At 42.2% G+C, this 26,141-nt stretch carries 19 protein-coding genes; 7 read left to right on the top strand and 12 right to left on the bottom strand.

Annotation, left to right across the window (positions count from 1 at the left end; all coding sequences use genetic code 11):
• The first annotated feature begins 114 nt into the window (after positions 1-114).
• The 3 genes from U2718_RS12435 to U2718_RS12425 all read left to right on the top strand — a co-directional run bounded on the left by U2718_RS12435 (position 115) and on the right by U2718_RS12425 (position 1,589).
• Positions 115-270, top strand: coding sequence for a hypothetical protein (locus U2718_RS12435; RefSeq protein WP_341998387.1), 156 nt, complete (start codon positions 115-117; stop codon positions 268-270).
• A gap of 545 nt (positions 271-815) precedes the next feature.
• Positions 816-1,214 (top strand): phage holin family protein, encoded by a 399-nt coding sequence (locus U2718_RS12430; protein WP_341998386.1) that lies wholly within the window; start codon positions 816-818, stop codon positions 1,212-1,214.
• 183 nt (positions 1,215-1,397) lie between these two features.
• Entirely contained in the window at positions 1,398-1,589 is a 192-nt protein-coding gene (locus U2718_RS12425; RefSeq protein ID WP_289791168.1) for a YqaE/Pmp3 family membrane protein, read from the top strand.
• 246 nt (positions 1,590-1,835) lie between these two features.
• On the opposite strand, the gene U2718_RS12420 is transcribed toward U2718_RS12425, so the two are convergent.
• Both U2718_RS12420 and U2718_RS12415 read right to left on the bottom strand, forming a co-directional pair.
• A complete protein-coding gene (locus tag U2718_RS12420; protein WP_341998383.1) occupies positions 1,836-2,624 on the bottom strand; it encodes a histidine kinase in 789 nt (262 codons plus the stop codon).
• 590 nt (positions 2,625-3,214) lie between these two features.
• Entirely contained in the window at positions 3,215-3,808 is a 594-nt protein-coding gene (locus U2718_RS12415) for a glyoxalase-like domain protein (RefSeq protein ID WP_341998381.1), read from the bottom strand.
• 205 nt (positions 3,809-4,013) lie between these two features.
• Here U2718_RS12415 and U2718_RS12410 point away from each other — a divergent pair, with 205 nt between their 5' ends.
• Entirely contained in the window at positions 4,014-4,652 is a 639-nt protein-coding gene (locus tag U2718_RS12410) for a sigma-70 family RNA polymerase sigma factor (protein ID WP_341998380.1), read from the top strand.
• A gap of 91 nt (positions 4,653-4,743) precedes the next feature.
• A complete protein-coding gene (locus U2718_RS12405) occupies positions 4,744-5,820 on the top strand; it encodes a tetratricopeptide repeat protein (protein ID WP_341998378.1) in 1,077 nt (358 codons plus the stop codon).
• A gap of 219 nt (positions 5,821-6,039) precedes the next feature.
• On the opposite strand, the gene U2718_RS12400 is transcribed toward U2718_RS12405, so the two are convergent.
• Entirely contained in the window at positions 6,040-7,077 is a 1,038-nt protein-coding gene (locus tag U2718_RS12400; RefSeq protein WP_341998376.1) for a PleD family two-component system response regulator, read from the bottom strand.
• Positions 7,078-7,782: 705 nt separating this feature from the next.
• Here U2718_RS12400 and U2718_RS12395 point away from each other — a divergent pair.
• Positions 7,783-8,043: a chlororespiratory reduction protein 7 gene (locus U2718_RS12395; protein ID WP_341998374.1), complete on the top strand. Its 261-nt coding sequence runs from the start codon at positions 7,783-7,785 to the stop codon at positions 8,041-8,043.
• Between the two features lie 145 nt (positions 8,044-8,188).
• Here the strand turns inward: U2718_RS12395 and U2718_RS12390 are convergent, their stop codons facing one another.
• Entirely contained in the window at positions 8,189-8,737 is a 549-nt protein-coding gene (locus U2718_RS12390) for a DUF2854 domain-containing protein (RefSeq protein ID WP_341998372.1), read from the bottom strand.
• A gap of 146 nt (positions 8,738-8,883) precedes the next feature.
• On the opposite strand from U2718_RS12390, the gene U2718_RS12385 reads away from it, so the two are divergent.
• On the top strand, positions 8,884-9,066 hold the full coding sequence (locus tag U2718_RS12385) for a hypothetical protein (protein WP_289791159.1): 183 nt from the start codon (positions 8,884-8,886) through the stop codon (positions 9,064-9,066).
• A 152-nt stretch (positions 9,067-9,218) separates the two neighbouring features.
• Here the strand turns inward: U2718_RS12385 and U2718_RS12380 are convergent, their stop codons facing one another.
• The 8 genes from U2718_RS12380 to U2718_RS12345 all read right to left on the bottom strand — a co-directional run bounded on the left by U2718_RS12380 (position 9,219) and on the right by U2718_RS12345 (position 26,084).
• Positions 9,219-9,635: a response regulator transcription factor gene (locus tag U2718_RS12380; RefSeq protein WP_341998573.1), complete on the bottom strand. Its 417-nt coding sequence runs from the start codon at positions 9,633-9,635 to the stop codon at positions 9,219-9,221.
• Between the two features lie 176 nt (positions 9,636-9,811).
• Positions 9,812-12,004: a polyphosphate kinase 1 gene (gene ppk1 / locus U2718_RS12375; protein WP_341998369.1), complete on the bottom strand. Its 2,193-nt coding sequence runs from the start codon at positions 12,002-12,004 to the stop codon at positions 9,812-9,814.
• Between the two features lie 337 nt (positions 12,005-12,341).
• Positions 12,342-12,767 carry a universal stress protein gene (locus U2718_RS12370; RefSeq protein WP_341998570.1) on the bottom strand — a complete coding sequence of 142 codons (426 nt, stop codon included), beginning with the start codon at positions 12,765-12,767 and terminating at the stop codon, positions 12,342-12,344.
• A gap of 208 nt (positions 12,768-12,975) precedes the next feature.
• Entirely contained in the window at positions 12,976-14,292 is a 1,317-nt protein-coding gene (gene hisD / locus U2718_RS12365) for a histidinol dehydrogenase (protein ID WP_341998367.1), read from the bottom strand.
• Positions 14,293-15,065: 773 nt separating this feature from the next.
• Positions 15,066-19,124, bottom strand: coding sequence for a DNA-directed RNA polymerase subunit beta'' (locus tag U2718_RS12360; protein WP_341998365.1), 4,059 nt, complete (start codon positions 19,122-19,124; stop codon positions 15,066-15,068).
• An 83-nt stretch (positions 19,125-19,207) separates the two neighbouring features.
• Positions 19,208-21,085 (bottom strand): DNA-directed RNA polymerase subunit gamma, encoded by a 1,878-nt coding sequence (locus U2718_RS12355; protein ID WP_341998363.1) that lies wholly within the window; start codon positions 21,083-21,085, stop codon positions 19,208-19,210.
• A 216-nt stretch (positions 21,086-21,301) separates the two neighbouring features.
• Entirely contained in the window at positions 21,302-24,601 is a 3,300-nt protein-coding gene (gene rpoB / locus U2718_RS12350; RefSeq protein WP_341998361.1) for a DNA-directed RNA polymerase subunit beta, read from the bottom strand.
• Between the two features lie 697 nt (positions 24,602-25,298).
• Positions 25,299-26,084, bottom strand: coding sequence for a TatD family hydrolase (locus U2718_RS12345; RefSeq protein ID WP_341998568.1), 786 nt, complete (start codon positions 26,082-26,084; stop codon positions 25,299-25,301).
• Between the last annotated feature and the right edge of the window lie 57 nt (positions 26,085-26,141).

Here is a 26,141-nt window from a genome sequence, read left to right as displayed (position 1 = left end):
GCAACCTAAGAATTTTTTAGATTTTCAGTTTATTACTGGAAGGCTTTCAAACTCTCATGATTCCTTTGTAAGCTTGTAAGCTAAATCTATGTTCGCACTGCTAGGAGTGGAGAAATGTTGGTAGATCCTCCTTTTGACTTAGCACTAGAAGTTGATGTCACCTTCCGAACTCATCCCAATATTTATGAAGCGCTTAAAGTTCCAGAGCTTTGGCAGTTTGACAAAAGTAAGCTCCAAATCAACAAGAGTCGCAAGATGGGCGTTATATAGAGTCACAAGAAAGCCTAAATTTTCCCAACTTCCCATTCATTAAAGTGATTCCCCAATATCTTGATCAAAGTAGAACTGCTGGCAGAAATGCAAAGCTCAAGGCTTTTAGTCTCTGGGTGAGGGAACAAATACAACAGTAAGAGCTCATAGCAAATACTTAAGAAAAAATTAAAAAAGCTCTCAATTGGGTTGAGTAAGAATCAAACCTAATCTTTGCAAGGCTTTATTGAATTTCTCGCTTCAATTTGATTTAAGTATCTAAACAAAATTAATTACACATTTTTTTGCTGTTCCCTGTTCCCTTGCCTCTACCCATAACTTTAATTTTGCCTAACCACTTATCTGCGTATTCTAGGCATCAATAGTGACATTTGAGCATAAATATTAATGATGAAATTTTCAATTGTCAATTTTCTTTAACCTAACTATTAGCCTAATGGCATAAACAAAATCTACCTTGGTAATGATGTTCAAGTTTATTAAATAGTTAAATATAGTTATAAGAAGTTTAAAAAACTATATTTGTTGTTTCTTAGGTGAGAACGATGACAGGAAACTTGTTAGCTGCCTTAATTACAGCTTTAAGCTTGTTAATTGTTGATTTAGTTGTCCCTGGTGTTAATATTGCTAATTTTCCAGCAGCTTTAATTGCGGCAGTAGTGATTGGTGCAGTCAACGGTTCTGTGAAACCAGTTCTATCTACCCTATCCTTACCACTTAACTTCCTATCCTTTGGAGCATTCTCACTTGTTGTTAATGGTCTTTGTTTTTGGCTAGTAGCAGCTTTAGTGCCTGGATTTAGCGTTCATGGGCTTATAGCTTTTCTTTTAGGGCCTGTAGTTCTATCTTTGTCTAGCACTTTTATTAACAACTACTTCGCTGAAAAGAATCTTTTAAAGAGCGGTGATGCCACAAAACCTAAAGCTGAATTGCCTTCTAGCTAACTACTAGCTGATAAAATGACAGACGTGCTCACCCGCGTCTGTGACAGACAAAGAGTCAAGTTGTATAAATCAAGCAACAAAATAGAAGCTAATTAATTCCTGAGATGGAGTTAGTGCTTCAGTCAATTTTCGACAATAGAAAAAAGAACTCAAGTAATTTAAGCAACTAGTAACAGAAATACCATGAAATTACTTCGTTATGTCCTCGGTTTCTTTCTACCCCCACTTGGCATTTTCTTAACCTATGGAATTAGTACAACCTTTGTAATTAATGTTTTACTGACTCTTCTAGGTTGGCTTCCCGGTAGTATTCATGCAGTTTGGGCGATCGCCAAATATGATGAAAGATTGAGTAGAGAAGGACAAATCTATTAAGCCTGAAAAGCTATCAATCAATTTCTCTTAAATAATTTACAATTACCCCTTTTCTCCTATTTCGGGAGAAGGGGTAATTTCATAAGATGAATACTCTACGCCCTTTGCGTTTAAAAAGCTAATTTTTGACACATTTTGAAACAAAAGTATATTGAATTCCCTTGCTTTTTGATAACCAATTAAAACACCAAAAAAAGATAGGGTGATTTATTAACCACCCTATCTTCATCAGCAATTTCTCAATTTTTATTTATTCACTTTATCAACTGGTTCTTTTTCCTTTAACCAGTCTGCTGCTGATAGCAACAACTCCCTTAATACTTGTCGTAGCTGATGCTCTTTTTTAGCTAGTACTGTACCAGCTTCTCCAAGTTTTTCTTCTACTTGGGAGTGCTTTTGTTGCACCTGTGTAACTACCGCTTCTGCTTGTGGGCGAGCTTGGTTAAACCAGTTTTTAGCCTCATCTAAATAGTCTTTAACTTCTTCAGAACGTCCACCATAACGTGCAGCTAAATTAGCTCTTACAATTGCTAGTTGTGCTCTTAACTGGGCGTAACGTTTCTTTAATAAAGCTACTTCTTCACTGTTTTGTATTGTATTAACAGCAGAATCAATTGCTGTTTTGGTATCAGCAGATTCTTCCGTACCTGTTTTTTGAATTTCTGCTAATATTCCATCTACTTCTTGTTGGATATTATTTTCTTCTTCATCCAACTTAGCTTCTAGCTGTTTGACTTCTGCTTGAGTTTTGATGATATTTTCGTGTCTTTTGCTATTCACAGCCTCTAGTGCTCCTTCAATTGACGCCGTTACTTCTTCTTTGAAGTCACTACCCTTTGTTTGTATATTCTCTATCACAGTAGAGACAGCATCTTTGACAATAGAGCGAAGTTCGCCTGAACCTTCTTTAAATTCAGAAACTACCTGAGAAACAGCAGACTTTACTATTTCGCGAATGCGCTCTGCTCTTAGCTGTCCAGTTTCTTTTGCCTGTTGGAGATCAGTCTTAATTTGTTCTTTGATATTGTTAGTCATCTTTTACAGGTGTAGGATTTTAACTAATTTGGATAAAAATTTATAGATGAAGACTATGCCATACTGTCATTGTGGCGTAGGCTTTTTGAAAGCAGTACTTCCTTTAGATAGAAAATCACTAACCAATTAACGGATATTGAAGCTAGGTAGCCTTGCAAAATAAATTATCTTATTAGACTAGACAGGAAACTCTTGAACAGTGAATTGAAATAACTAGATATTTGTGTGTAGGTACTTAGAATTCTAATATAAATACTTACAACAAATACGATGAAAGAGTTTCATGGGGTAAATAGGTAAATAACCAAGCTATAGGAGTATTTACCATTTATTGATGCAAATATAATATCTATACTATAAGCTTGATTGAGTATCTAGAATGCGTATTAGTATATAAAGTATGTATAGCAACGGTTGAAATTACTAAACTAAAAAAATTAACGAGGAATGTATTTTGAAATTCCTCGCTGTGAAATAGCTTTTACCTATCAAAACTTGTGATTGTTTTCTGATTTTAATTTTATTCAATTAATACCTGATGAAAAGGATAACCTTACTTCAGGCATTCTTCTGGTCAAAATTTTAACTTCTCAGTTCGCTACCTCAGCCAGTTCAATAACGCGCCCTTCGTAGTCTTTCACCAAAAAATTGAGTGGCTTTTTACTGCGAATCTTGAACTTTAAACCACGCATTTCCACACGCATTAAAATTAATTCTAGGCAGTCGTGGTCAAAACAAACATGGCGTTGCTGATTTTTGCTACCCAAGCTAGCTCCGGTAATCACGTGCAACTGGGTATTTTTCTTGAGTTGATACCACAATCCTTCACTAGCATTTGTCATTCTGCTAGAAAAAGATGGACTACTTCCTAGATAAAGTGGATCTACTCCTGCCGCACCTATGGTTTGCTCGTAGTTGTAGTAGTAGTGCAAAGGTACTTCTGCTGCTGGCAAATCTAGTAGTCCTTCATACAACTGTCGTGCAACTTCTAAATCAGACACCATAACTGTATATACTTTCGGCGCACTGGTAAGAAACATCCACATTGCACCGGCATAAGCTGCCAAAAGCATTACCATTATGCCTTGGGTGGAGAACAAGCTATCTAATGGTAGGGAAGGCAAAAAAGAACCTAAAGTATAGGGATTGAGCAGGAATGGTGTCACACTAACTGCTATAACCATGAACAAAATTGGGAATTATATATATGGAAGATAGAAATGGTTTATGTTTTCTAGATTAAGGACTTAAATAGCCTATGTGTTTCTAGTGTATCAATTAACAAACATTATTAGTGTTAGTCATAAACAGGCTAACACAACAACTGTATAACTAACTTAAAGTTTTCCACTACCAGATTAATTTTAGCAACATAGCTTAGTTTAGATTGTGCAAATTCCTCATTTTTCTGAAACCAATCACCCGCTAGTTAAATCACTGTTTCATCACACTGACTCTGAGCTTGTCAGTTTGTTTCAGTGCCATCCTGATTCGGGAAGATACTTTGCAGCAATTTTTTGTCGTTATAGCCCAATTGTCTACACTTTAATTCGGCATTCGGCTCGATCGCCTGTGCAAGCAGATTATCTATTTGCTCTCACCTGGCGACATATTTACTATGAGCTTGGTGGATTTGATGCCAGCAGCGATCCCTCTAGTAAGGAAAATCTTACTCTGCAAAATTGGTTAATTAACCAGACAGCTTACTGCATCAACGAAATTGAAGTTCCTCCTACAGAAGCGATTCATTATTCTCTGAAAGCGACTTCTCCGCCGTTATGGTGTTATGTCGAAAAAGCTTTAGAGCAACTACCACCAATGTTGCGCTTGATGGTTTTGATGGCTCAGACGTTTCAGTGGAGCGAAACGAGAATTGCTGCTTACCTACAAGCCGAAGGAGAAACAATTTCACCCACCGAAGTAGCAAATTTTCTTCAAGAAGGTTATCGTATGCTAGAAGAAAAATTACCAACAGATATTCGCTCTATATATTTGGGCGAAAATTTACTTCCTCCCGCTACTGCGTAAATACACTTTGTTTGATGACTTTGTAAGTAGTAACTTATCAAGTGTTGCCAAACTTTCTACATTAAAGCCGCAATTACACGGGCAAATTTATATGAAACAACGGTATCTCATCCTAAGGCATCCAATTTTAAACTTTAGCAGTATTACTTACTTTTTAGTTTTTACTTTTTTACTTAGTCCTATAGCTGCAACTGCGGCAGATATTACTGAACAACTCCATCGTCCAATTAATAAATCGACAGTACGAGAATTAAGAGATCAAGCAGACACTTTACTAGAGACTGGCAAACAGCAACGAATCTCAGGTAGTCTCGATCAAGCAGTAAAGTCTTGGTTAAATGCATTGGAAATTTACCATGCTATTGGCGAGCTAAAAGCGCAAGGTTTGATTTACGACTTTTTAAGTGCAGGCTATCTGCAACTAGGACGCTACCCAGAGGCAGAAGATGCGATGCGGCGAAGACTAGCGATCGCCCGTGATGTTAAAGACTTTCAAAGTCAGATTTTTGCCCTCAATAACATCGGTACATTGCTGCTGCAACAAGGAGAACCCGCAAGTTCCGCTAAAACTTTTACAGAAGCACTCGAAATTGCTCGTCATATCCAAAACCTGGAAGGGCAAGGACTTTCTCTCAGTAACTTGGGTTTGGCAACTGCAAGATTGGGAAATTACAATCAAGCAATTCAACTTTATGAAAATGCTTTAACTTTCCGGCGTCAAACCGGTGATCTAATTGGTGAAGCTAATACCTTTAATAATTTAGGCGACGCCTATCTCGCGGCTGGTAATTATCAAGGTACGATTAGTACCTACGGGGCAGCACTGCGCATAGCCAAATCAAAGAGCGATCGCATTAACGAACTACGGGCAATAGATGGTTTAGTAGCCGCTCATAGTGCTGTAGGGCGTCACGAACGCGCGTTTGATTTATTGCAACAGCGATTGGCACTTGCTCAAGAATTACGAAATCTGCGGGAAGAATTAAAATCTTTTGAGTTCTATGCTCAACTGCATGAAAAACTAGGCAATTATCAGAATGCTCGCAATTTTTACGAAAGAGCAATCCTTACAGCCCGTACGCTCCAAGATAGTAAACAGGAAGTGTCATTGGTTGACAAACTGACTCAAATGATGGGTAAAGCCAGCATCAAAGGGAATAGGCACTAGGGGCTAGGGGACATTAAGACGCGGTGAGCAGTCCGTTGCTTGAAGGAACTGCGTTCGCCGCAGGCTTTCCCGTAGGGCGTAGCCCTTCTCGGAGAGTAGGGTACCCGGAGGGTGACGCGGAGAAACTACCAAAACATTCCCCGTGTCTGGGTGTCCCCACCTCCCCGTGTCCTCTTCATTCCCTGTTCCCTGTTCCCTATTCCCTCTCAGCTATATTGATCAATGCTGCATCTGCTTAAAATTAATGCGATTGCGCCCCTCTGCTTTTGCCTGGTAAAGCGCCTGATCGGCTGCGGCAATTAAAGTTGAAGGTGAAGTATCAAAGCTGGGAGTGATTGTGGCTACTCCTAAACTTAAGGTGACGTACTGACTGACTGTGGATTGAGAATGAAGAATCTTCAATTCTCTAACTCCAGCTTGCATTGCCTCCGCTACGTGAACAGCACCCGAAGCATGAGTAAAAGGCAAGATTACAGCAAATTCTTCACCACCGTAACGTGCTACTAAATCCTGATTTTTCTGGGCTGTATCCTTTAAGACGGTGGCTACCTTTTGCAAACAAGCATCCCCATCTGGATGACCGTATTTATCGTTGTAAAGTTTAAAGAAATCAATATCACATAAAATCATTGATAGTGGCGATCGCTGCTGTGCTAGTTCCAACCATTGAGAATTGAGATATTGATCAAAGCGACGACGATTAGCCACGCCAGTCAAACCATCTTCATTTGCTAGTTGTTGCAGAGCTTGATTTGCGGCTTCTAGCTGTTTGTATACTTGCCCTTGTTGCAGTAGCCGTCTGACTCGTCGACGTAACATTGCCCAATGAATAGGTTTAGTTACAAAATCGCTTGCTCCAGCCTCAAAAGCACGATCTACCGAATCGGTATCGTCTAATCCCGTAATCATCAATATTGGAGTGCGATCCCAGAGCATAGAAATCAAACTATTACTGAAGGAAGAACCATGATCAAAGGATGCGAGTGCTAGCGCTAAATTTTTCTTGGTAATGTGGAGTAGCTCCTGACAACAAGCAAAGCCATCCATGACTGGCATGACTGCATCTAGTAAAATTAGATCCGGTTTGACAACAGTGTAAGCATCTAAGCACTCTTTACCATTGCTAACCTCGACAACCCGGTAGCCTTCTTGTTCCATCGCTTCACGCAACAGTAATCGCATCGTCGTATCATCATCAGCCACCAGAATCAAAGGGGGCTTGCTAGAAATCGAAGAAAAATGGCTTGTGCCTGGCATGGGCGCTTTCCAGCGAAAATAAGAGTTAGAGCTATATAATTCCCGATAAAACTTCAAAAATAGCTAAAGATAGCATATATGACAGTTTTTATCTCAAAAAAGTTCTTATAACTGATCATCAAACACGAGATATATCGGTGAGATCTCTGCTTTTATGTCTGTAGGTTTCACAAATGTTTGATTTTTCGTTTCACTGCCCACGTAGAAGGCAGTTCTCCTGATTGATAAATTAGTAGATTTATATTCATGAGTAATAGCAAAATCGATAATTGGTAGTATTTATCTTTCCCTCCAATAAATAGGACAACCAACAAGAAACTAGGATTTTCTTGAAAACTTCAAATGTATACTTGAAGTTTAAAGTTATACAGTTAGTTTAGACACATATTGAGGAAGAACTAAAATTGCTAGAGTGCAGAAAATATATAGATAATCTCTTGGTTTTAGCTAATGTTTGAAGCTGCTATACTTCAAGATTGTTAAAAATTTATTTGTTTTAGTAGTATCATTACTGAATAGTACTACTAACAATGATATAAATATATAAACTATCGATACTACTGAAGTATATGAACTTGAAGTTTATGAATTCTTGATCAGGTAAATAAAATTATGAGGATTAGCAGAACTAAAATTAAGTAAAAATTTACAAAAACCAAATTTTTAAAGTTTAAATCTTAATTTCTACTTACTTAGGTGTATATTATGCCTGATTCATTAATGTACCAACAAGAACATTTTGTTGTTTTAGAGACGAATCAACCAGAACAATTTATGACTGCATCGGAGTTACTAGAAAAACTAAAAGCAATTCTACAAACAATTAATATTCAAGATTTATCTCCAGATCTACGCTCACTAAATTCTGTAGAAGAAAGAGCAAAGTATTTACTTAATACTACTTGTGAACTGGATATTGGAGTCGGGCAATATTTGCAGTGGTATGCAGTTCGCTTGGAAAAATAAACTTGTTGTCACTAGTTAAAAATCAATAGTCTATAGATATTTGCTCATCTCTAATAACTAATAACTAATGACCCATGTACGGGCGGGTTTAATGAGATAATCGCCTTAGCCCTGACTCTCTGCGGGCTAAACCCGCCCCTAATGACTATTTTGCAGTAGCAATGAGCGTCAGTTCAATTTTATCTGAACCTACTTGCTTAACTTTCACATCTACTCCAGGGCCGAAATAATTTGTCATTTTCTCTTGTTTCTGTTGCCAGAGTTCAATTGGTATCAGCGGCGAATCAAACTCTAGAGTTAGAGCATAAGCTCCGTTAATTTCTTCTTCTCGCAACCCTGTTAGCTCTGGTTGTTCTGCTTCCGAAGGGCTTAAACCCAAGTAAGAAAGCGTGCGATCAAAGTGGGTATTTTGCCCGTAACTATAGCGGGTGATGTCCTTGCGGATTTTATTTTGAGTGGTAGTAGCTTGCTGTTTCTGCAATGCCAAAACTTCTGGTGGAGTAGGTTTGCTGAAGGGAATAGGTTTGAGTTCGTTAGCTTTGAGTGCTAGCCCTCCTAGCACCAGTGGTATCCCGTAAAAAAATCCAACAAGATTGAGAGTAGCATTATCAGCTGCGTAGGCGACGAAACCGATGATGGTTAGAATGCCACCGACTGTTAAACCGAGTGTTCCCAAAGATATTTGGCGTAACATGACTTTAGCTTAGTATTAATTCTTAGCGTCTCAGTTTTATTATCATCGGCGATCGCACAAGAATTAGGGAAGAGGAGCAGCGAAAGTCTTTCTAGTTTTGAGTTAACTTTAAATAAACACGAAAAAAGTTGCCAACGGAAAAAACAATGGATCCACAGACTATTAAAGAACGAATTACCGAAATTCAAAATAAACGCGAGTATTTGCTAGGCTTGCTGGAGCAACCAAATTTAGGCACTTTAAGAATAGATGTCAATCAAGCGTTAGAAGAAATGGATGAGTTAATTGATGAATATAGACGCACGTTTCCAGAAACAGAATCCAATTAAGCTCCAACTAAGCACATAAAAATAATCATTTGCGTCGGCAGTAACCATCATTTTTTGGTTCTACCGACGCCTTTTGTACACTCCCTTCATATTTCAAGTCCCCAAAGTTAGAATATTTCTTGGGTCACCCTGACTTAGTTCACTGTAATATTTTATCCGGTCATTGAATCATTAGCCGCCCGTTGCCCTAACTGCTTCACCAAAGAAACTAGTTCACCAGTTGGCACATCTTTTTTGCAAAAAGCGTCTAAACTTGCCGTTGATTTAGCTTCAATAAATTTAGAATCCTCCACAGAAGAGTAAGCAATAATCTGGGTATTGGGAGCAATAGCCTTAATATGGCTAGACGCACTCCAACCATCCATCACAGGCATCTGTAAATCTAAAACAATCACATCTGGTTGGTAGCGCTGAACCATTTCTATTGCTTCTTGACCGTTAGAGGCTAAACCTACTACTTGAATCTTTTCTTGAGCAGACAAGATTAATTGCAGGGTTAAACGAGTTAGTTCGTGGTCGTCAACCACTAAAACACGCAAGGTAGAAGACTCACAAGACAACATTAACATCCAAGGAAACAAACAGATGTACGACAACTTTTATAGTTTATGAGAACAATGATGAAACTTTACTCTATCCTATGGTTGAATAAATTATATTTACCTACTTTCTCTATGAACATTTAATATCTATGTGGAAAATTTAAATCAAAAATTGAGGTTTAGCTGTCAACAGATACAGAACTTTATTTTGAATTAATTAGAGTTGAGGCGATCGCAGTTGAGTTTAACGCCATAGACATCAGAATTTTTTGGGAGCTAGTTTCTGGACAATCTTCACCAGGATGTCTTTGGATGTAGCTACCATTTGCTTGTAATTCCCAAGCTTGGCGATTATCTGCTAGCATTATGCCTAAAATTTCTTGCAAATCTTTAGCAATATCTGGATCTTGTACTGGAGTCACTACTTCCACGCGGCGATCAAGATTGCGAGGCATCCAATCTGCACTGCCGATATAAATTTCTTCCTGCCCATTGTTATAAAAATAAAAAATACGGGAGTGTTCCAAAAATCGGCCGATAATACTAATAACGCGAATATTTTCGCTAATGTCTTTTAGTCCAGGACGCAAACAGCAAATACCCCGCACAATTAAATCAATTTTTACTCCAGCGCGGGATGCTTCATACAAAGCAGCAATAATTTGTGGATCGACTAAAGAATTCATTTTGGCTACAATTCGCCCGGCATTTCCTCCTTGAGCATTTTCAATTTCTCGATGGATGAGGCTCAAAAAGCGATCACGCATATTCACAGGCGCAACCAAAATTTGCCGATAAGATTTTTGCAAGGAATAACCAGTTAAAAAATTAAATACATCTGTGACATCAGCTCCTAATTCTTCTCGGCAGCTGAACAATCCCAAGTCTGTGTACAATCTAGCAGTTTTTGGATTGTAATTACCAGTACCAATATGTACGTAACGGCGGATGCGTTCTTGTTCGCGCCGCACTACCATGACAATTTTACTGTGGGTTTTTAGTCCTACTAAACCGTAAACAACATGAACGCCAACACTTTCTAAACGTCTTGCCCAATAGATATTATTCTCTTCATCAAACCTGGCTTTAAGCTCTACCAATACAGATACCTGCTTGCCATTTTCGGCAGCGGCAATTAAGGCATTCACTATCGGTGAGTCTCCAGAGGTGCGGTAGAGAGTCATCTTGATTGCCAGCACATTTGGATCGTGGGCAGCAGTGGTAATAAAGCGCACTACTGATGCCGAAAAGGATTGATAGGGATGGTGTACGAGCAAATCTCGTTCCCGAATCACAGCAAAAAAATCTTTTCCTTCCTCTATTTCCCGTACTTCTGAACCAACGATGTTAGGTTCACGAATTCTTTGCAAGCGGGGAGGAACTACAGACTGCCAAGGCGGATCTTTAAGTTCTGGTAGGGGTAATGACATAAAATACATTAAATCCCGCAGCCCCAACAGCCCATCTACTTCATAAACATCACTTTCTGTAAGTTCTAAATCTTCTACCAGGCGATCGCGTATTGCTTCTGGAGTTTGAGATTGAATTTCCATCCGCACTGGAGTACCGCCAACGCGCCGTTTTCGTAGTTCTTGCTCAATTGCCAACAGCAGATCGTCAGCTTCGTCTTCTTCAAGTTCCAAATCAGCATCGCGAGTAATACGGAAGAGATGGTATTCTTGAATATTCATCCCCGGAAATAGAGACTCTAAATTGTGAGCGATCGCCTGCTCTAAAGGTATACCAGTCCAAACAAATGGTTTACCCTGATGCTGAATTCCTAATTCTGGCGGTAAAGCTAAAAATCTAGGCAAAACTTTAGGTACTTTGACTCTAGCAAAAAATTCTTCTTCCGTGTCTGGATTTTTGACTACAACTGCCAAATTTAAGCTGAGATTGGAAATGTAAGGAAAAGGATGACTAGGATCGACGGCAAGGGGAGTAATAACAGGGAAAATCTGTTCTTCAAAATAATTGTCTAAATAATTTCTTTGTTTCTCTGTCAAATCTATATAATCTAAAATGTGGATGCCATGACTTGCAAGCTGTGGCTTTAATACTTGCTCAAAATGTTGATGCTGTTGAGCTACTAAAGGACGTAGAAAAAAACTAATCTCATCTAATTGTTTTTGTGGTACTAAACCATCAAAAGTTAATTTGCTAACTTTCGCTTCCACTTGTTGTTTTAATGCTGCAACTCGCACCATAAAAAATTCATCCAGATTGGAACTCGTGATTGCCAGAAACTTGAGACGTTCCAACAGAGGTGTACGCGGGTCTAGTGCTTCATGTAATACTCTATGATTAAACTCTAACCAACTCAGTTCACGATTGAGATAGTATTGCGGATCGCTGAGATTGATTGGTTGATTGGTAATCTTTTTGGATTTTGGCATAGTTTCCAAATATAGGCAAAAGTAGCCCGTATACTGGACTCAAAGACTCCAGAAAGCAAACTATTATGGGAATTGTTCTGTGATAGCTTTACTGGAATTTGTGTTTAAGTCTAACAATATACATAGTAAATGAAATCAAGCTGCAACGGATACTATTGCAAATGTTGATGCATCTATATAATTTCAGATTTTTTAATTAATTTACAAAATTCATCAGTGAACCCATTTGGATTGGGTTCATAAAAAGGTTGTCTTCTCCTGTGAATGAAGCTATTGCCAGCATCGATTTGGCAATTTAGAGTCGAGCTAGATATAATTCTCTGGGCTGTATTAAGTTTTATTTCACCTTTACCACTAACACAGAACACGGCGCTTCTTCTACTACTTGGCTGCTCACAGAACCCTGAACAATTCGGTTTACACCAGTTAATCCGCGGCTGCCAATTACAATCAAGTCCGCCTTATAAATATTAGCAAGACGAATAATTTCTTCTGCTGGATCACCGCTGACAAGTTCTATTTCACTTTCAACAGGTAGCTGAGTTTGGTAGAATTGCAGCTGTTTTTCGACTTGCAAAGAAGAAAGTGCTGGTGAGTCTGGATGAGGGCGATCGGCTGATAGCTCCATTTCTGACTCTGGAGGAGGAAAAACATGACAAAGAATCACCTTGCTGTCTTTTGCCAACACCAACTCGTGTAAAGTCTCAATTACTCGGTCGGCAATTTCTGAAGCGTCTAGAGCTACCAAAATATTCTTTAGCACCACTCGTCGTGTCTCCAAAAGAGTAGTCATAATCAACTGCTTACATTAAAGCGATTCTTGTGGCTTTTTCAAGTTGTATAGCCTTACACTTTAAGTTTGACGCCATCATTTGATTTTTATCTAAACTCTAGGGAAAAATTAATAATTTAAGTAAGAGTTAGTAGTTAGTGGTTAGTCGTTGGTTGTCAAAATCACAATCAAAAACTGCTTATTCTTCATTATTTTCTTCTTTTTGAACTCGACGCCGGACTGAATCGGCATGGGAAGGTAAGCCTTCAGCTGCTGCAAGTGCATTAATTGCGTCTGTCACTTTTTTTAAAGCTGTAGGAGTGTATTGAATAATACTTGAGTTTTTCAAGAAAGTTTCAACTCCCAAGACAGAGGTATAACGAGAAGCACCAGAAGTAGGTAAGCTGTTGTTAGGCCCGGCAACATAGTCTCCTACTGCTTCTGGTGTGGAATAACCCATAAAAATTGCACCAGCATGGCGAATAAGTGGTAATAATGCCCAGGGATCTTCTACTTCTAATTCTAAGTGTTCGGGGGCAAACTCATTGCATAGTTCGGCTGCGGCTGGTAGGGACTCTACAATCACAATCAAGCCGTAATGAGCGAGCGCTTTCTCTGTGAGAGTCAGTCTGGGGTGATCTACCAACTGTCTTTCCACAGCGACTTGTACGTTCTTCGCTAGAGCTGGATCGGTAGTTAACAAGATTGCTGCCGCCATTGGATCTTGTTCGGCTTGTGCCAACATATCGGCTGCGACATGAACGGGATTTGCTGTCTCGTCAGCAATAATTAATACTTCGCTGCTTGGCCCTGCCAAGGAATCAATCCCGACTGTTCCATAGACGAGTTTTTTGGCTAGTGTCACATAAATATTACCCGGCCCTGCGATCACATCTACTTTCGGAATTGTTTTTGTTCCGTATGCTAAAGCAGCGATCGCCTGCGCTCCACCAACGCGATAAATTTCTTGTACTCCAACTTCTTGGGCAGCTACCAAGACTGCTGGATGAATCATTTTTCCAACCCCTGGTGGTGTCACCATGAGCAAGCGTCCTACTCCAGCTACTTTTGCTGGAATTGCACTCATCAATACGGTACTAGGGTAAGCAGTACGACTCCCTGGTACGTATATTCCCGCACGGTCTACAGGGGTATAGCGCTTGCCCAATACTACTTCATCATCGCCAAAGTGTACCCAGCTTTTTGGAACTCGTTGGCGGTGAAAAGCTTCAATTTGCCGACTTGCTAGCCGTATTGCTTCCAGTAACTCTTGTGATATCTGTTGGTAGGCTACATCTATTTCTGAGCCTTTAACACGCAGTTCTTCTGACTTAAGAATTTGATGATCAAATTCTGCTGTGTAATGCAAAACAGCTCTATCACCTTGGCGCTTCACCGCTTGCAACACTTCCCTCACTGTTGCTTCTTTGTGAAGCACCTGTTCATCATGGGTGCGATCGCAGATCCTTTGTAGTTCTGATCTGACGTCTGCCTGCTGAGTAATAATTCGCAGCATGGAGTAAGGACAATGCCAACGTTAGAATATTCCCGCTTGAGAATGAGTCTTGCTCCTTACCCCAAGGGGTATGGTAGCTAACACCAACTCTCTTCTCTAGCTTAACCTGGATTTTTTTGATACTCCCACGGTTTCCAGCACATGGTTATATTAGGAAGAAGAATTATAGTGCGATCAGGCTACTTAACTTTTCGACCGATTCAGAGACGAACAGAAAGTGGACGTGCTAATTTCCACCTTTTGATTTTATCATCTTCCAAAGTTGCAGGAATGTATTTGTATCAGATATAGACGTTTTTGTCAAGATAAGTAAGTTTGAGTATAAAATTTGCCTATTTATCTACTTTACCAGCTTGAATGTAGTACAGACCAAGCGGTTGGATGTCTACATTTTAACCCTTTAACTTTAGTCATTCACAAATTCTCACCTCTAGTGATATGTTCCCCAGAGAACAGACTAAATTGAAGGCTATTGCTACAACGTGATTGTGGTGGTGAATTATCATGTAGTACTCAGGTACCTTATTCTAACGTATTTCTTGCGGAGAAAGCAAAATAAGAATGGGGGAACAGCAAAGGAATACAGCAATTTCAATCTTGTTGAAAAATGGCTAAATAACCCGAACTCAAGTTATAAAATAGCTGATTCGTGTTTAGGAGTTGAAGCTGACACAGAGCAAAGATACACGTAATGATCAGACGTGAGGAAGCAGCAAGAATAATTACTCTTCTACTGCCTCCTCACGTCAGATTATCATTGGCTCATTTAATTTTTAGTCGTCCTCGAAATCGTCGTCCTCGAAATCGTCGTCTTCATAATCGTCTTCTGCGAGGTCGTTGATTTCACTTGGAATCAAATCATCATCATCATCCAAGATCGACTTTTCTGTGCGTCTGGTGCCAAAGGGCGAGTCCATCCCAAGAGTTGGAGTATCCAAATTGTAAGTGCGGGCTGTACGGTCATCCAGCACCATATCTAATGGATCTTCAACTTCATCCAAAACACTACTGAGTCCCTCAGTGTAGTCTTCGACTATACTAGGTTCTTCATAAGCATTAAAGCCCGTTCCCGCAGGAATTAATCGTCCGATAATTACGTTTTCTTTCAAACCGCGCAGCCAGTCGGATTTACCTTCTATCGCCGCTTCGGTCAAAACGCGTGTTGTCTCTTGGAATGATGCGGCAGAAATAAAGCTATCGGTGTTCAAAGATGCTTTGGTAATACCTAGTAATACAGGAGTGTATTGTGCTCGCGCCCCGCCGGTAATTGCCATCGCTTCGTTGACTTGCTCGATTTGGCGCAATTCTACTAATTCACCAGGCAGCATGGTCGTATCACCACCGTCATCTACCCGTACTTTTGAAGTCATCTGTCGGACAATGACTTCAATGTGTTTATCGGCAATATCAATACCTTGGGACTGATAAACCAACTGCACTTCGTTTACCAGGAAAGTCTGGACTTTTTGCAAGGCATGGCTAGCACAGGCATAAACTCCATCTTCAGAACCAAGATTAAAGAAGACTTCCAAGATTTCGTGGGGATTGGCTGGCCCGTCTGTAAGTGTTTGTCCCGCACTTACCGTTTGTCCATCTGTAACTACTAAGTTCTGTCCTGGCCCCATAGTGTAATCGGTGACTACCCCATTGGGTTCGATCACTTTGACTGCGATCGCTTCATCACCATCGCCATAAACTACCTTGACTTCTCCCGCCCGTTTTGCTAAAATGCATGCCTCTTTTGGTTTTCGAGCTTCGAGTAGTTCCTCAATTCTGGGCAAACCTTGAATGATATCTCCGGTCTTAGCTCGTTCAAATACCAGTAACACCAAGTTATCGCCGCGCTGTACCAAATCTCCATCTTCTACCTGTAACACCGCACCAGAACTGACGCGATAGGGACGACCGACACGAACGGTGATTTCCCAACTGGCAGGGGCGAGGGCAGAAGAACTAGCCGTAGCCTCTGCTCCTCCACCTCCTACTGCTTTAACTGCAACCACTTGCCCTGATTCTTCAGTAAAGATGCCAGGGGCGATTTCTGCACCTTCTACCACCAAGTCACCCGCCTTCAGCTTTGGTTGGACAGTAGAATTAATTGTGACCATATCGGTGTGACGACGCAATACTAAGCAGCGACGAACGGCTTCCGTACCTTTTTTAACGCCGCGCACAATTCCACCTTCTTTACATAAGATTTGGGTACGTGCGACGACAGAGCCTGGGGCAATAGTTTGTCCGTCTTCAACTTCAAGGGTGGTATGAGTACTACCTTGAGTGGCATCAGCAGCAATATCTCGGCGAACTGTTAAAGATTCCAAAATAACCAGCTGCAAGCGCTGAATTTCTGAGTCATTGGGATCGACTACCAACTCAATATCTGCTGCCAGGGGAGAAGAGGTGTGTTCTTGTTCACCTTCTTGTTCAATTTCCAGTACCAACTGGGTTCGCAGTAGTTCTACACCTTCAACCGATCTGACACGCTCAGAATCTTTGTAAGGCAATCGCTGCACTGCACGTAACTGAATCGAACGCCCAGTCTGTTGGCTAACAGATGTAGTTGAAGGCACATCAGGTTGGTTAGGTACAGCAAACTCAACAACAGGACGAGAGAGCAGCGCGGGGCCTTCTGGAGTTTCTACGTACTGAATATATCGCAAGTCGTTGAAGACCTGTCCCATAAATTCTTCTCCAGGTTGAACAAACGTATTATCTTTGCTCATCACTGCTTCTGGATCGTCTACCATCAGCAGTTCTCCTGGCTTAATCACTACTTCCCGCAAAATGTCATTTTTCTGCGTAACCTCAATCACACCACTGTTTTGACAGAAGATATCTTTAACTACCTCTGTCCCAGCTTCTAAGAACTGACCGTCTTCTACCAATAACAAGGAGATATCTTTGTTAACTTCGTGGGTTTCTTCGGGAATCCACAGCAGTGTGCCTCCTTGTACCACTTCATAACCCTGCTTGGCTTTACCTTTTTTCTGGACATCGACACCAGCGTACTTGAGCATACCTCCAGTGGTGGTGCGATAGCGGTCATCAATCAACTCGGCTACCACCTGTCCATTTTGGACTTTGGTTCCTGGAGTTGCACGCAGGTTAAAGACTTGGTTGTTACCAGTAGTGACTAAGTAGTTATTCTTGCCTTGGGAACTTTGGACAGTGACAGTTGCCTGGTCTAAAACAACAGAAGCAGTGATAATTTCAATTTCCCGTGTTGATTTGCCAGGTAATGCTTCCGGCAGGCGTACTACGCCACCATGTTGAGTGGTTAATTTAGTTTCTGCTAGCACGCCGTTACTTTCTATAGTGTCGTTTTCTTTGACTACTAATTCGGCTCCTGGTGGTAAGTTATAAACTTCTCCTGAGAGAATCCAGATCAAACCACCCCGTGTAGCAGTAGTTGTGGTGTTGCCTTGACGGTCAGTTTTTTGTTCTGCTACCAGTTCGGCAAATTTTACTTCTCCTGCTAAGTCAGAAACTACATCCTTAACAGCTTTTTCTGTATTGGCACGAGTTGTGCGTCCACCGATCGCTACTTCTGCAATTAACTGTCCCAACTTCACCTGTTGCCCATCGGTCACATACAGTGTAGAACCTTGAGTCACAGGGATTTCCTTATTGGCTTGAGAGCTATCTCTAGGAGACTCCAAAACCATAGTGGCGTTGGCTTCTACATACAAGGCGTCTTCACCGTGACGGGTACGATAGGTTCTTGTCCGCATTCGCTTAGGAAAGCGAACTGTACCATCCATTTCTGCCCGTACTTGTTTTGCGACTTCGCCAGTAAACACACCGCCAGTGTGGAAAGTACGCATTGTTAACTGGGTACCAGGTTCACCAATACTTTGGGCTGCAATAATACCTACAGCTTCACCCAGATCCACCATTTTGGCGTGGGCTAAACTCCAGCCATAGCAGTGTTGGCAAACCGATCGCGCCGCTTCACAAGTTAGAGGCGATCGCACAACGACCTCTGTCACTCCGGCTTTTTCAATTGCTTTGGCCAAGTCGTCGGAAATCGGTGTATTTCGTGGTGCTATTACTTCTTTTGTCGTGGGATGGATCACATCCTCTCCGACAACTCTTCCCATCAGGCGGGTACCAAGGTTAATCATGGTTTTGCCGCCTTCTTTCATTGCCCGTAGGGGAATGCCTCTAGTGGTACCGCAGTCTATTTCCCGGATAATTACATCCTGGGAAACGTCTACCAGACGACGGGTGAGATAACCAGAGTCTGCTGTCCGCAAAGCTGTATCTACTAATCCTTTGCGCGCCCCATAGGACGAAATAATATATTCGGTAACGGTGAGTCCTTCCCGGAAGTTAGTTTTAATCGGCAAGTCGATGATTTCCCCTTGCGGATCGGCCATTAGTCCACGCATTCCCACCAATTGCCGTACCTGGGAGATATTACCCCTAGCTCCAGAAAATGCCATCATATACACGGAGTTCAGGGGATTTGTCTTTTTGAAGTGGCTGACGACTTCGTCTTTGAGGGCTTCTGAAGTTCCGTTCCAGGTATCAATTACCTTTTGGAAACGCTCAACTTCAGTAATTTCACCACGTTGATAGCGTTCTTCGGTGGCGCGAATTTCTGCTTCTGCGGCTTCGAGCAGCGATCGCTTGGAAGGAGGCACCATCAAATCTTCCACGCTGATTGAAACTCCAGCTTTGGTGGCGTAGCGGAAGCCTAAATCCTTGAGCTTATCTGCCATTACCGCTGTCCGCGCTGTACCATAATGCGTAAATGCCCAAGAAATGAGATTTCGCAGTTGGCCTTTATCAACAACACGGTTGCGGAAAATCATTTTATCGTTAGTCATTTGTCGTTAGTCCATTGCTAATTGCTAATTGCTAATTGCTAATTGCTAATTGCTGAGTACTATGAGCTACTAGCGATTAACTATTAGCTGGCCAGCGCTTCCTGAATTGCTTTATTGTAAATTACACGACCTGGCGTAGTGTATATATACTGAGTAATTACTTCTCCTTGAGCATTTTCTCTAACTCGACGATACTTATACAACAAAGTTCGGCTACCATCATTATTTTCGATGACTTCTTGTGGCTCATGATCTGGCTGATCTGCCTCCATCTCGCCCTCATAACGGACGTAGACATAGGCGTGCAAATCGACTTGCTCTTGCTCGTAAGCCATAATTACATCATCTAAAGAAGCAAAGTAGCGTCCTGCACCCTTTTTGGCATGGGGATTTTCCGCAGTTAAATAATACGCTCCTAAAACCATATCTTGGCTGGGCGTAATGATTGGTCTACCTGTAGCTGGTGACAAAATATTGTTAGAAGCCAGCATCAACAATCGTGCTTCAGCCTGACTTTCTAAAGATAAAGGTACGTGTACCGCCATTTGGTCACCATCAAAGTCAGCGTTAAACGCCGGACATACGAGTGGATGTAATTGGATCGCTCTTCCTTCCACCAAAATTGGTTCAAAAGCTTGAATACCCAAGCGGTGCAAGGTGGGAGCACGGTTGAGCAAAACAGGGTGACCCTCAATTACTTCTTCTAATACATCCCAAACACTGGGATCAGAACGAGAAATTAATTTTTTCGCGGCTTTAATGTTGTTCACCATGCCGCTGCGAATTAGACGGTGGATGACAAATGGCTGGAATAGCTCAATCGCCATTTCCCGTGGCAAACCGCATTGGTGGATATTCAGCTTTGGCCCCACCACAATTACGGAACGCCCAGAGTAGTCTACCCGTTTACCCAACAAGTTTTGTCGGAAACGCCCTTGTTTACCTTCAATAATGTCTGACAGTGACTTGAGTGGTCGGTTATTTGCTCCTACCACCGTCCGTCCGCGACGACCGTTATCAATCAAAGCGTCTACTGCTTCTTGAAGCATCCGCTTTTCGTTGCGAACAATAATTTCTGGAGCCAAAATTTCTTGTAGGCGTGCCAAACGATTGTTACGGTTAATTACCCGCCGATACAAATCGTTTAAGTCACTAGTCGCAAATCGTCCACCATCGAGCTGCACCATCGGGCGCAAATCTGGGGGAATAACAGGAATTACTGTCATCACCATCCACTCTGGTTTAGAGCCTGTGGCAATGAAGTTGTCAATTACCCGCAGACGCTTAATTAGTTTTGCTCTTTTTTGACCTTTGGCGGTGGTGATTTCCTCCCGCAAGCTTTCAGCTTCTTGTTCTAAATTGATGTCAGCAAGTAAGCGCAAAAGTGCCTCTGCTCCAATACCTACTTCAACACCCTGCAATGTGGAATCTTCACTGTAAATCTGATCCTCAATTTCTAGCCACTGATCTTCACTGAGTAGCTGTTTATAAGTTAGAGTTTCAGCATTACCAGGACTAAGTACAACATAAGAATTGAAATATACAATTTGCTCGACATCCCGTAGAGGCATATCCAGCAGTATAGAAATATAACTGGGAATCCCCTTGAGATACCAAACATGAGCTACGGGTGCAGCAAGTTTAATGTAGCCCATCCGGTGACGGCGAACTCGTGATTCTGTGACTTCTACCCCACAGCGTTCGCAGACGATGCCACGATGGCGCACTCTTTTATACTTACCGCAGTGGCACTCCCAGTCTTTAGCCGGGCCAAAAATACGCTCGCAAAATAAGCCATCCATTTCTGGCTTCAGAGTCCGGTAGTTAATCGTCTCAGGTTTGGTAACTTCGCCGACAAGCTGACCGTTGGGCAGTGTTCTTTCACCCCACTGACGAATACGTTCTGGTGATGCCAAACCGATTTTTACGTAGTCAAACTGATTAGTTTGGGCGTTTCTCATCTGTTTTAGTGCTGCGTTCTAAGTTATGAATTTGAATTCACTTAATTTGCACGGGTATTGCAAACCGTGCTAGTAGGAGTATTCAGTTTTTCAAGGGTTAGGGTTTAAGGGTTCCGAGGCTAGGGGCTAGAAATTAGAGATTAAAGTTTCCTGTTGTTCTATCTAATTTCTTACTTTCTAAACCCTAGTCCCCAGTCCCCAGTCCCTAGTCCCTATTTACTCTTCTTCTTCCAGTGACTCCCGGCTTAAAGATTCATAGGTTGGTCGTGGAGGTGTGCGACGGGCGTTATTATCTGCCATCAAATCAACTTCCGCATCTACGGTACTGCCATCTGATTGTGTCTCCACTTTATGGACGGCAATATCCAACCCTAAAGATTGCAATTCTCGCATCAACACTTTGAAGGACTCTGGTGTTCCTGGGCGAGGAATTGCTTTACCTTTGACGATCGCATTCAATGCTTCGTTACGCCCTTGCATATCGTCAGATTTGACTGTGAGCAACTCTTGCAAGGTGTAAGCTGCACCAAAGGCTTCCAATGCCCACACTTCCATTTCTCCAAACCGCTGTCCACCTTGTTGTGCTTTTCCACCCAAGGGCTGCTGGGTAACCAAGGAATAAGGGCCTGTAGAACGAGCGTGGATCTTGTCGTCTACTAGGTGTACCAACTTCAGCATATAAGCCACACCCACAGTCACCGGACGGTCAAAGGGTTCGCCAGTACGTCCGTCATACACCAGAATTTTGCCAGGATCGTCTGGGTTAAATACCCAGTTTCTACCTGTTTCGTCTCTGGCTTCTTGTAATTTGCCGTGTACTATCGAACGGGATGCTTCTTCGCCGTACATTTCGTCAAAAGGCGTAATCTTAAACCGCACTCCCATGTTTTGACCAGCCCAACCCAATAGACACTCAAATACCTGACCGACGTTCATCCGGCTGGGTACGCCCAAGGGGTTAAGCACAATATCTACTGGTGAGCCATCGGGTAAGTAGGGCATATCTTCCATTGGTAAAATCTTGGAAATAATCCCTTTATTTCCGTGGCGTCCTGCCATTTTGTCACCAACTTGGATTTTGCGCTTCTGAGCTACATAAACCCGCACCACCATGTTGGCTCCTGGTGGCAATTCATCGCCTTGCTCGCGGGTAAAAAGACGTACATCAACTACGCGTCCTTTTTCTCCGTTGGGTACGCGCAGGGAGTTATCCCGTACATCTCTAGCCTTTTCACCGAAGATTGCTCGCAGCAGTTTTTCTTCTGGCGGTTGGTCAGATTCACCTTTCGGGGTAACTTTACCTACTAAGATATCTCCGGCTTCTACCCATGCACCGATGCGGATAATTCCCTGCTCATCCAAATTTCGCAGCGCATCTTCACCAACGTTGGGAATTTCTCTGGTGATTTCTTCTGGGCCGAGTTTTGTCTGTCTGGCTTCAATTTCATATTTTTCAATGTGAATTGAAGTGTAGACATCATCTTGTACGAGTCTTTCGGAAATTAAAATTGCGTCTTCGTAGTTGTAGCCTTCCCAAGGCATATAAGCGACGATGATATTTTGACCTAGTGCTAACTCCCCACCTTCGGTAGAAGAACCATCCGCCAAGACTTGACCGGCTACAACCCGCTCACCTATACGTACCAATGGTTTTTGGTTGAGGCAGGTGTCTTGGTTGGAACGCTGGTATTTAGAAAGTGTGTACTCTTGTTCGGGAGTATTAGGTTTGGGACGCACACGAATCCTGGTGGCATCTACATAGGTGACTTCTCCGTCGGTACGGCTGATAATCACCATCCCGGAGTCCCGCGCTCCTTGTGCTTCTAAGCCAGTGCCTACCAATGGACGCTCTGGTTTAAGCAGGGGTACTGCTTGCCGTTGCATATTCGATCCCATCAAAGCGCGGTTGGCATCGTCATGCTCCAAAAAGGGAATCATGCTCGTAGCCACCGACACGATTTGTACTGGGGAAACTGCGATATAGTCTACTTGTTCGGGTGTGGTGGTTGCCCAATCCTGACGATAACGTACAGGTACTTGCGGCCCGATCAGGTGACCGTTTTCATCAATTGGCGCGTCTCCTGCTGCCACCCGGAAGTCGTCTTCTTCGTCGGCAGTCATGTAGACTGGTTGCAAGTCGAATCTGACGCGCCCATTTTCTACAGGACGGAAGGGCGTTTCTAAGAAACCGTACTGATTTACCCGCGCGTGGGTTGCTAGAGAACCGATCAAACCAGCGTTTGGCCCTTCTGGGGTTTCGATGGGACAAATGCGTCCGTAGTGGGAGGGGTGAATGTCTCGCACGGCAAAGCCAGCGCGTTCGCGAGTTAAACCACCAGGCCCCAGGGCAGAAAGACGACGTTTATGGGTCAATTCTGCTAGGGGGTTGGTTTGATCCATGAACTGTGACAGTTGGCTGGAACCGAAGAATTCTTTAATTGCCGCTACTAAAGGTTTGGGGTTAACTAGGGAAGCGGGTGTCAAGACTTCGGCATCAGATACGGTCATTCTTTCCCGGATAATTCTCTCTAGGCGATTTAAACCCACCCGTACCTGGTTTTGTAGCAGTTCGCCGACGCTTCTAACACGGCGATTTCCGAGGTGGTCTATGTCGTCTGTGCTACCAATGTCGTACTCTAAGTTAATCAGATAATCTACCGCAGCCAAGATGTCTTGGGGAGTAAGTACCCGCACTGTTTCTGGTACTTGCAGGCGTAGTTTTTTGTTGAGTTTGTATCTTCCTACACGTCCCAAGTCATAGCGTTTGGGATCGAAGAAACGGGAGTCAAGAAGTTGTTGTCCGCCTAAAACTGTAGGTGGCTCACCAGGACGTAGTTTGCGATACAACTCCATCAATGCTTCTTCTTCGGAGAATTGCCCTTCTTTTTCAATGGTTTTTTGGAAATATTCTGGGTGACGCAGGGCATCAAAGATTTCGTTGTCTGACAAGCCCAAAGCTTTCAACAATACCTGGGCTGAGAGTTTGCGGGTTTTGTCGATGCGAACCCATACCAAGTCGTTACGGTCTGTTTCAAATTTCAGCCATGCTCCCCGGTTAGGAATTAAACTAGCTGAATAAGTACGCCGCCCGTTTTTGTCAATTTCGGATTTGTAATATACTCCAGGCGATCGCACGATCTGGTTGACAATCACACGCTCGGCACCGTTAATAATAAACGTACCGCGCTCTGTCATCAGAGGCAGATCTCCAATAAATACTTCTTGCTCTTTAATTTCCCCCGTTTCTTTGTTAATTAAACGCGTGGGTACATACATTTGAACAGCATAAGTGCTATCCCGCCTTTTTGCTTCTTCAACGCTATACTTTGGCTCCTTGAGTTTGTAATTCTGACCTAAAAAGTGTAGCTCTAGTTTGCCAGTATAGTCAGTAATCGGACTAAAGGAGTTAAGTTCTTCTATTAGCCCTTCCTCTAAGAACCAACGAAAGCTAGAACGCTGGATCTCAATTAAGTCGGGCAACAAAAAGGCGGGTTCCATAATAGTTTCGTTAGTCATGCCTCTACCTTTGTCAACCTGGTTAAAATTGTGGGTGTGTGGGAACTTATCCTGACACCATCTGCTAGGTGCAGGTGCAGGCAAACGGAGCAATTAGACCTGGAAAAAGCAATTTTGGCAAGAGGGCCATTGACCTGTTTAAGGGCAATAGTTGCCAAAATTTAGTGATTTGCTTAACTTTTAAGAGTAGCTGGTTTAGCGTTGCCAATATATGTTTTGCTTTTATCACTTCACCCTCCAAAACCGCGCTGTTTCAGCTATACAGTTCTTTTGCTGTTGCCTTCAATTAAGTTCCTGTCTTTACTATCCAGAGCGATGATATTCTAATACTGAGGGAGTAATGTGCCAAGCTTGCTGTGTCTTTGTGTAGCTTGATTTTTATGGGTGGTATTCACAGGAAAATACTTTTATAAAATAAATTTGTATTGCTTTAAATCTAGATTTCTGCTACCTCAAAACTAAATATTTTCTCTACCTACTATGGAAAAGGCTTGTCATAGATATATACATTGCCTCTAAGTATTAGGAGGATAGTTAAGCAAAATTGGTACAACTGAAGTAGAGATGTTAGCTATTGCCTCCTTAAACATTATGGCGTAAGGAAACCTGTTTTGGAGGCAATAATCTTATCACATTTTGTCCTCCTAACAAATAATGTTTTTTTTACATCCTTCAGAGTTCACCTATAATCGCACTTTTACAGTGCCAAGCCGAATAATTTACAAGCATTTTGAGTAGTCACAGATGCGATCGCATCTGTCGTTTCTCCTCGCAGACGAGCTACTTGTTCGGCTACATAACGAACGTAAGCAGGTTCGTTGCGCCGTTCGCCCCGTTTGGGAACTGGAGCTAAAAACGGACAGTCTGTTTCGATTAACAGGCGATCGCTTCTAACTACAACAGCAGATTCTTGGATTGGCTTGGCGTTTTTGAAGGTAACGGTACCACTAAAGCTAATGTAAAAGCCTAAGTCAACAAACCATAGAGTCTCTTCTGGTGTTCCACCCCAGCAGTGCATTACACCCCGCAAACTTTCGCCTTTGAGATTTTTCCATCTTTCCAGCACTTGTCTTACCTCTACCGCTGCGTTACGGCAGTGGATGATCACTGGTAAATTTAGTTCAGTCGCGATCGCAAGCTGCGCCTCAAACACCATAATCTGGTGTTCGTAGTTATCAGCCTTGTAAAAATCCAGTCCTGTTTCCCCAATTGCTACTACTTTAGAATCGGAACGAGCTAGAGAACTAATTTCATCTACGCTTTGTTGATGCCATTTATCTGCATCTAAAGGATGTAACCCCACAGCAAAGCTAATTTCGGGAAAACGTTGAGCTAGAGCTTGGATACTAGAAAATTCTGCTGGCTCCACACAGGAATGTACTAGTCGCACAACACCTGCCTCTTGCCACCGCGATCGTACTGATTCTAAGTCTGACTGGAAAAGTTCAAAGTTTATGTGAACGTGGGTGTCGATTAGCTGCATTTGAGTCATTAGCCATTGGTTAGACGCGAGGAACATCGCGTCTGTACAATTTTCACT

Origin of the sequence: Chlorogloeopsis sp. ULAP02, from assembly GCF_038404745.2 — a bacterium.
Taxonomy (GTDB): Bacteria; Cyanobacteriota; Cyanobacteriia; order Cyanobacteriales; family Nostocaceae; genus Chlorogloeopsis.
Note: the sequence above shows the minus strand (reverse complement) of the source record. Positions and strands in the feature narration are given on the sequence as shown.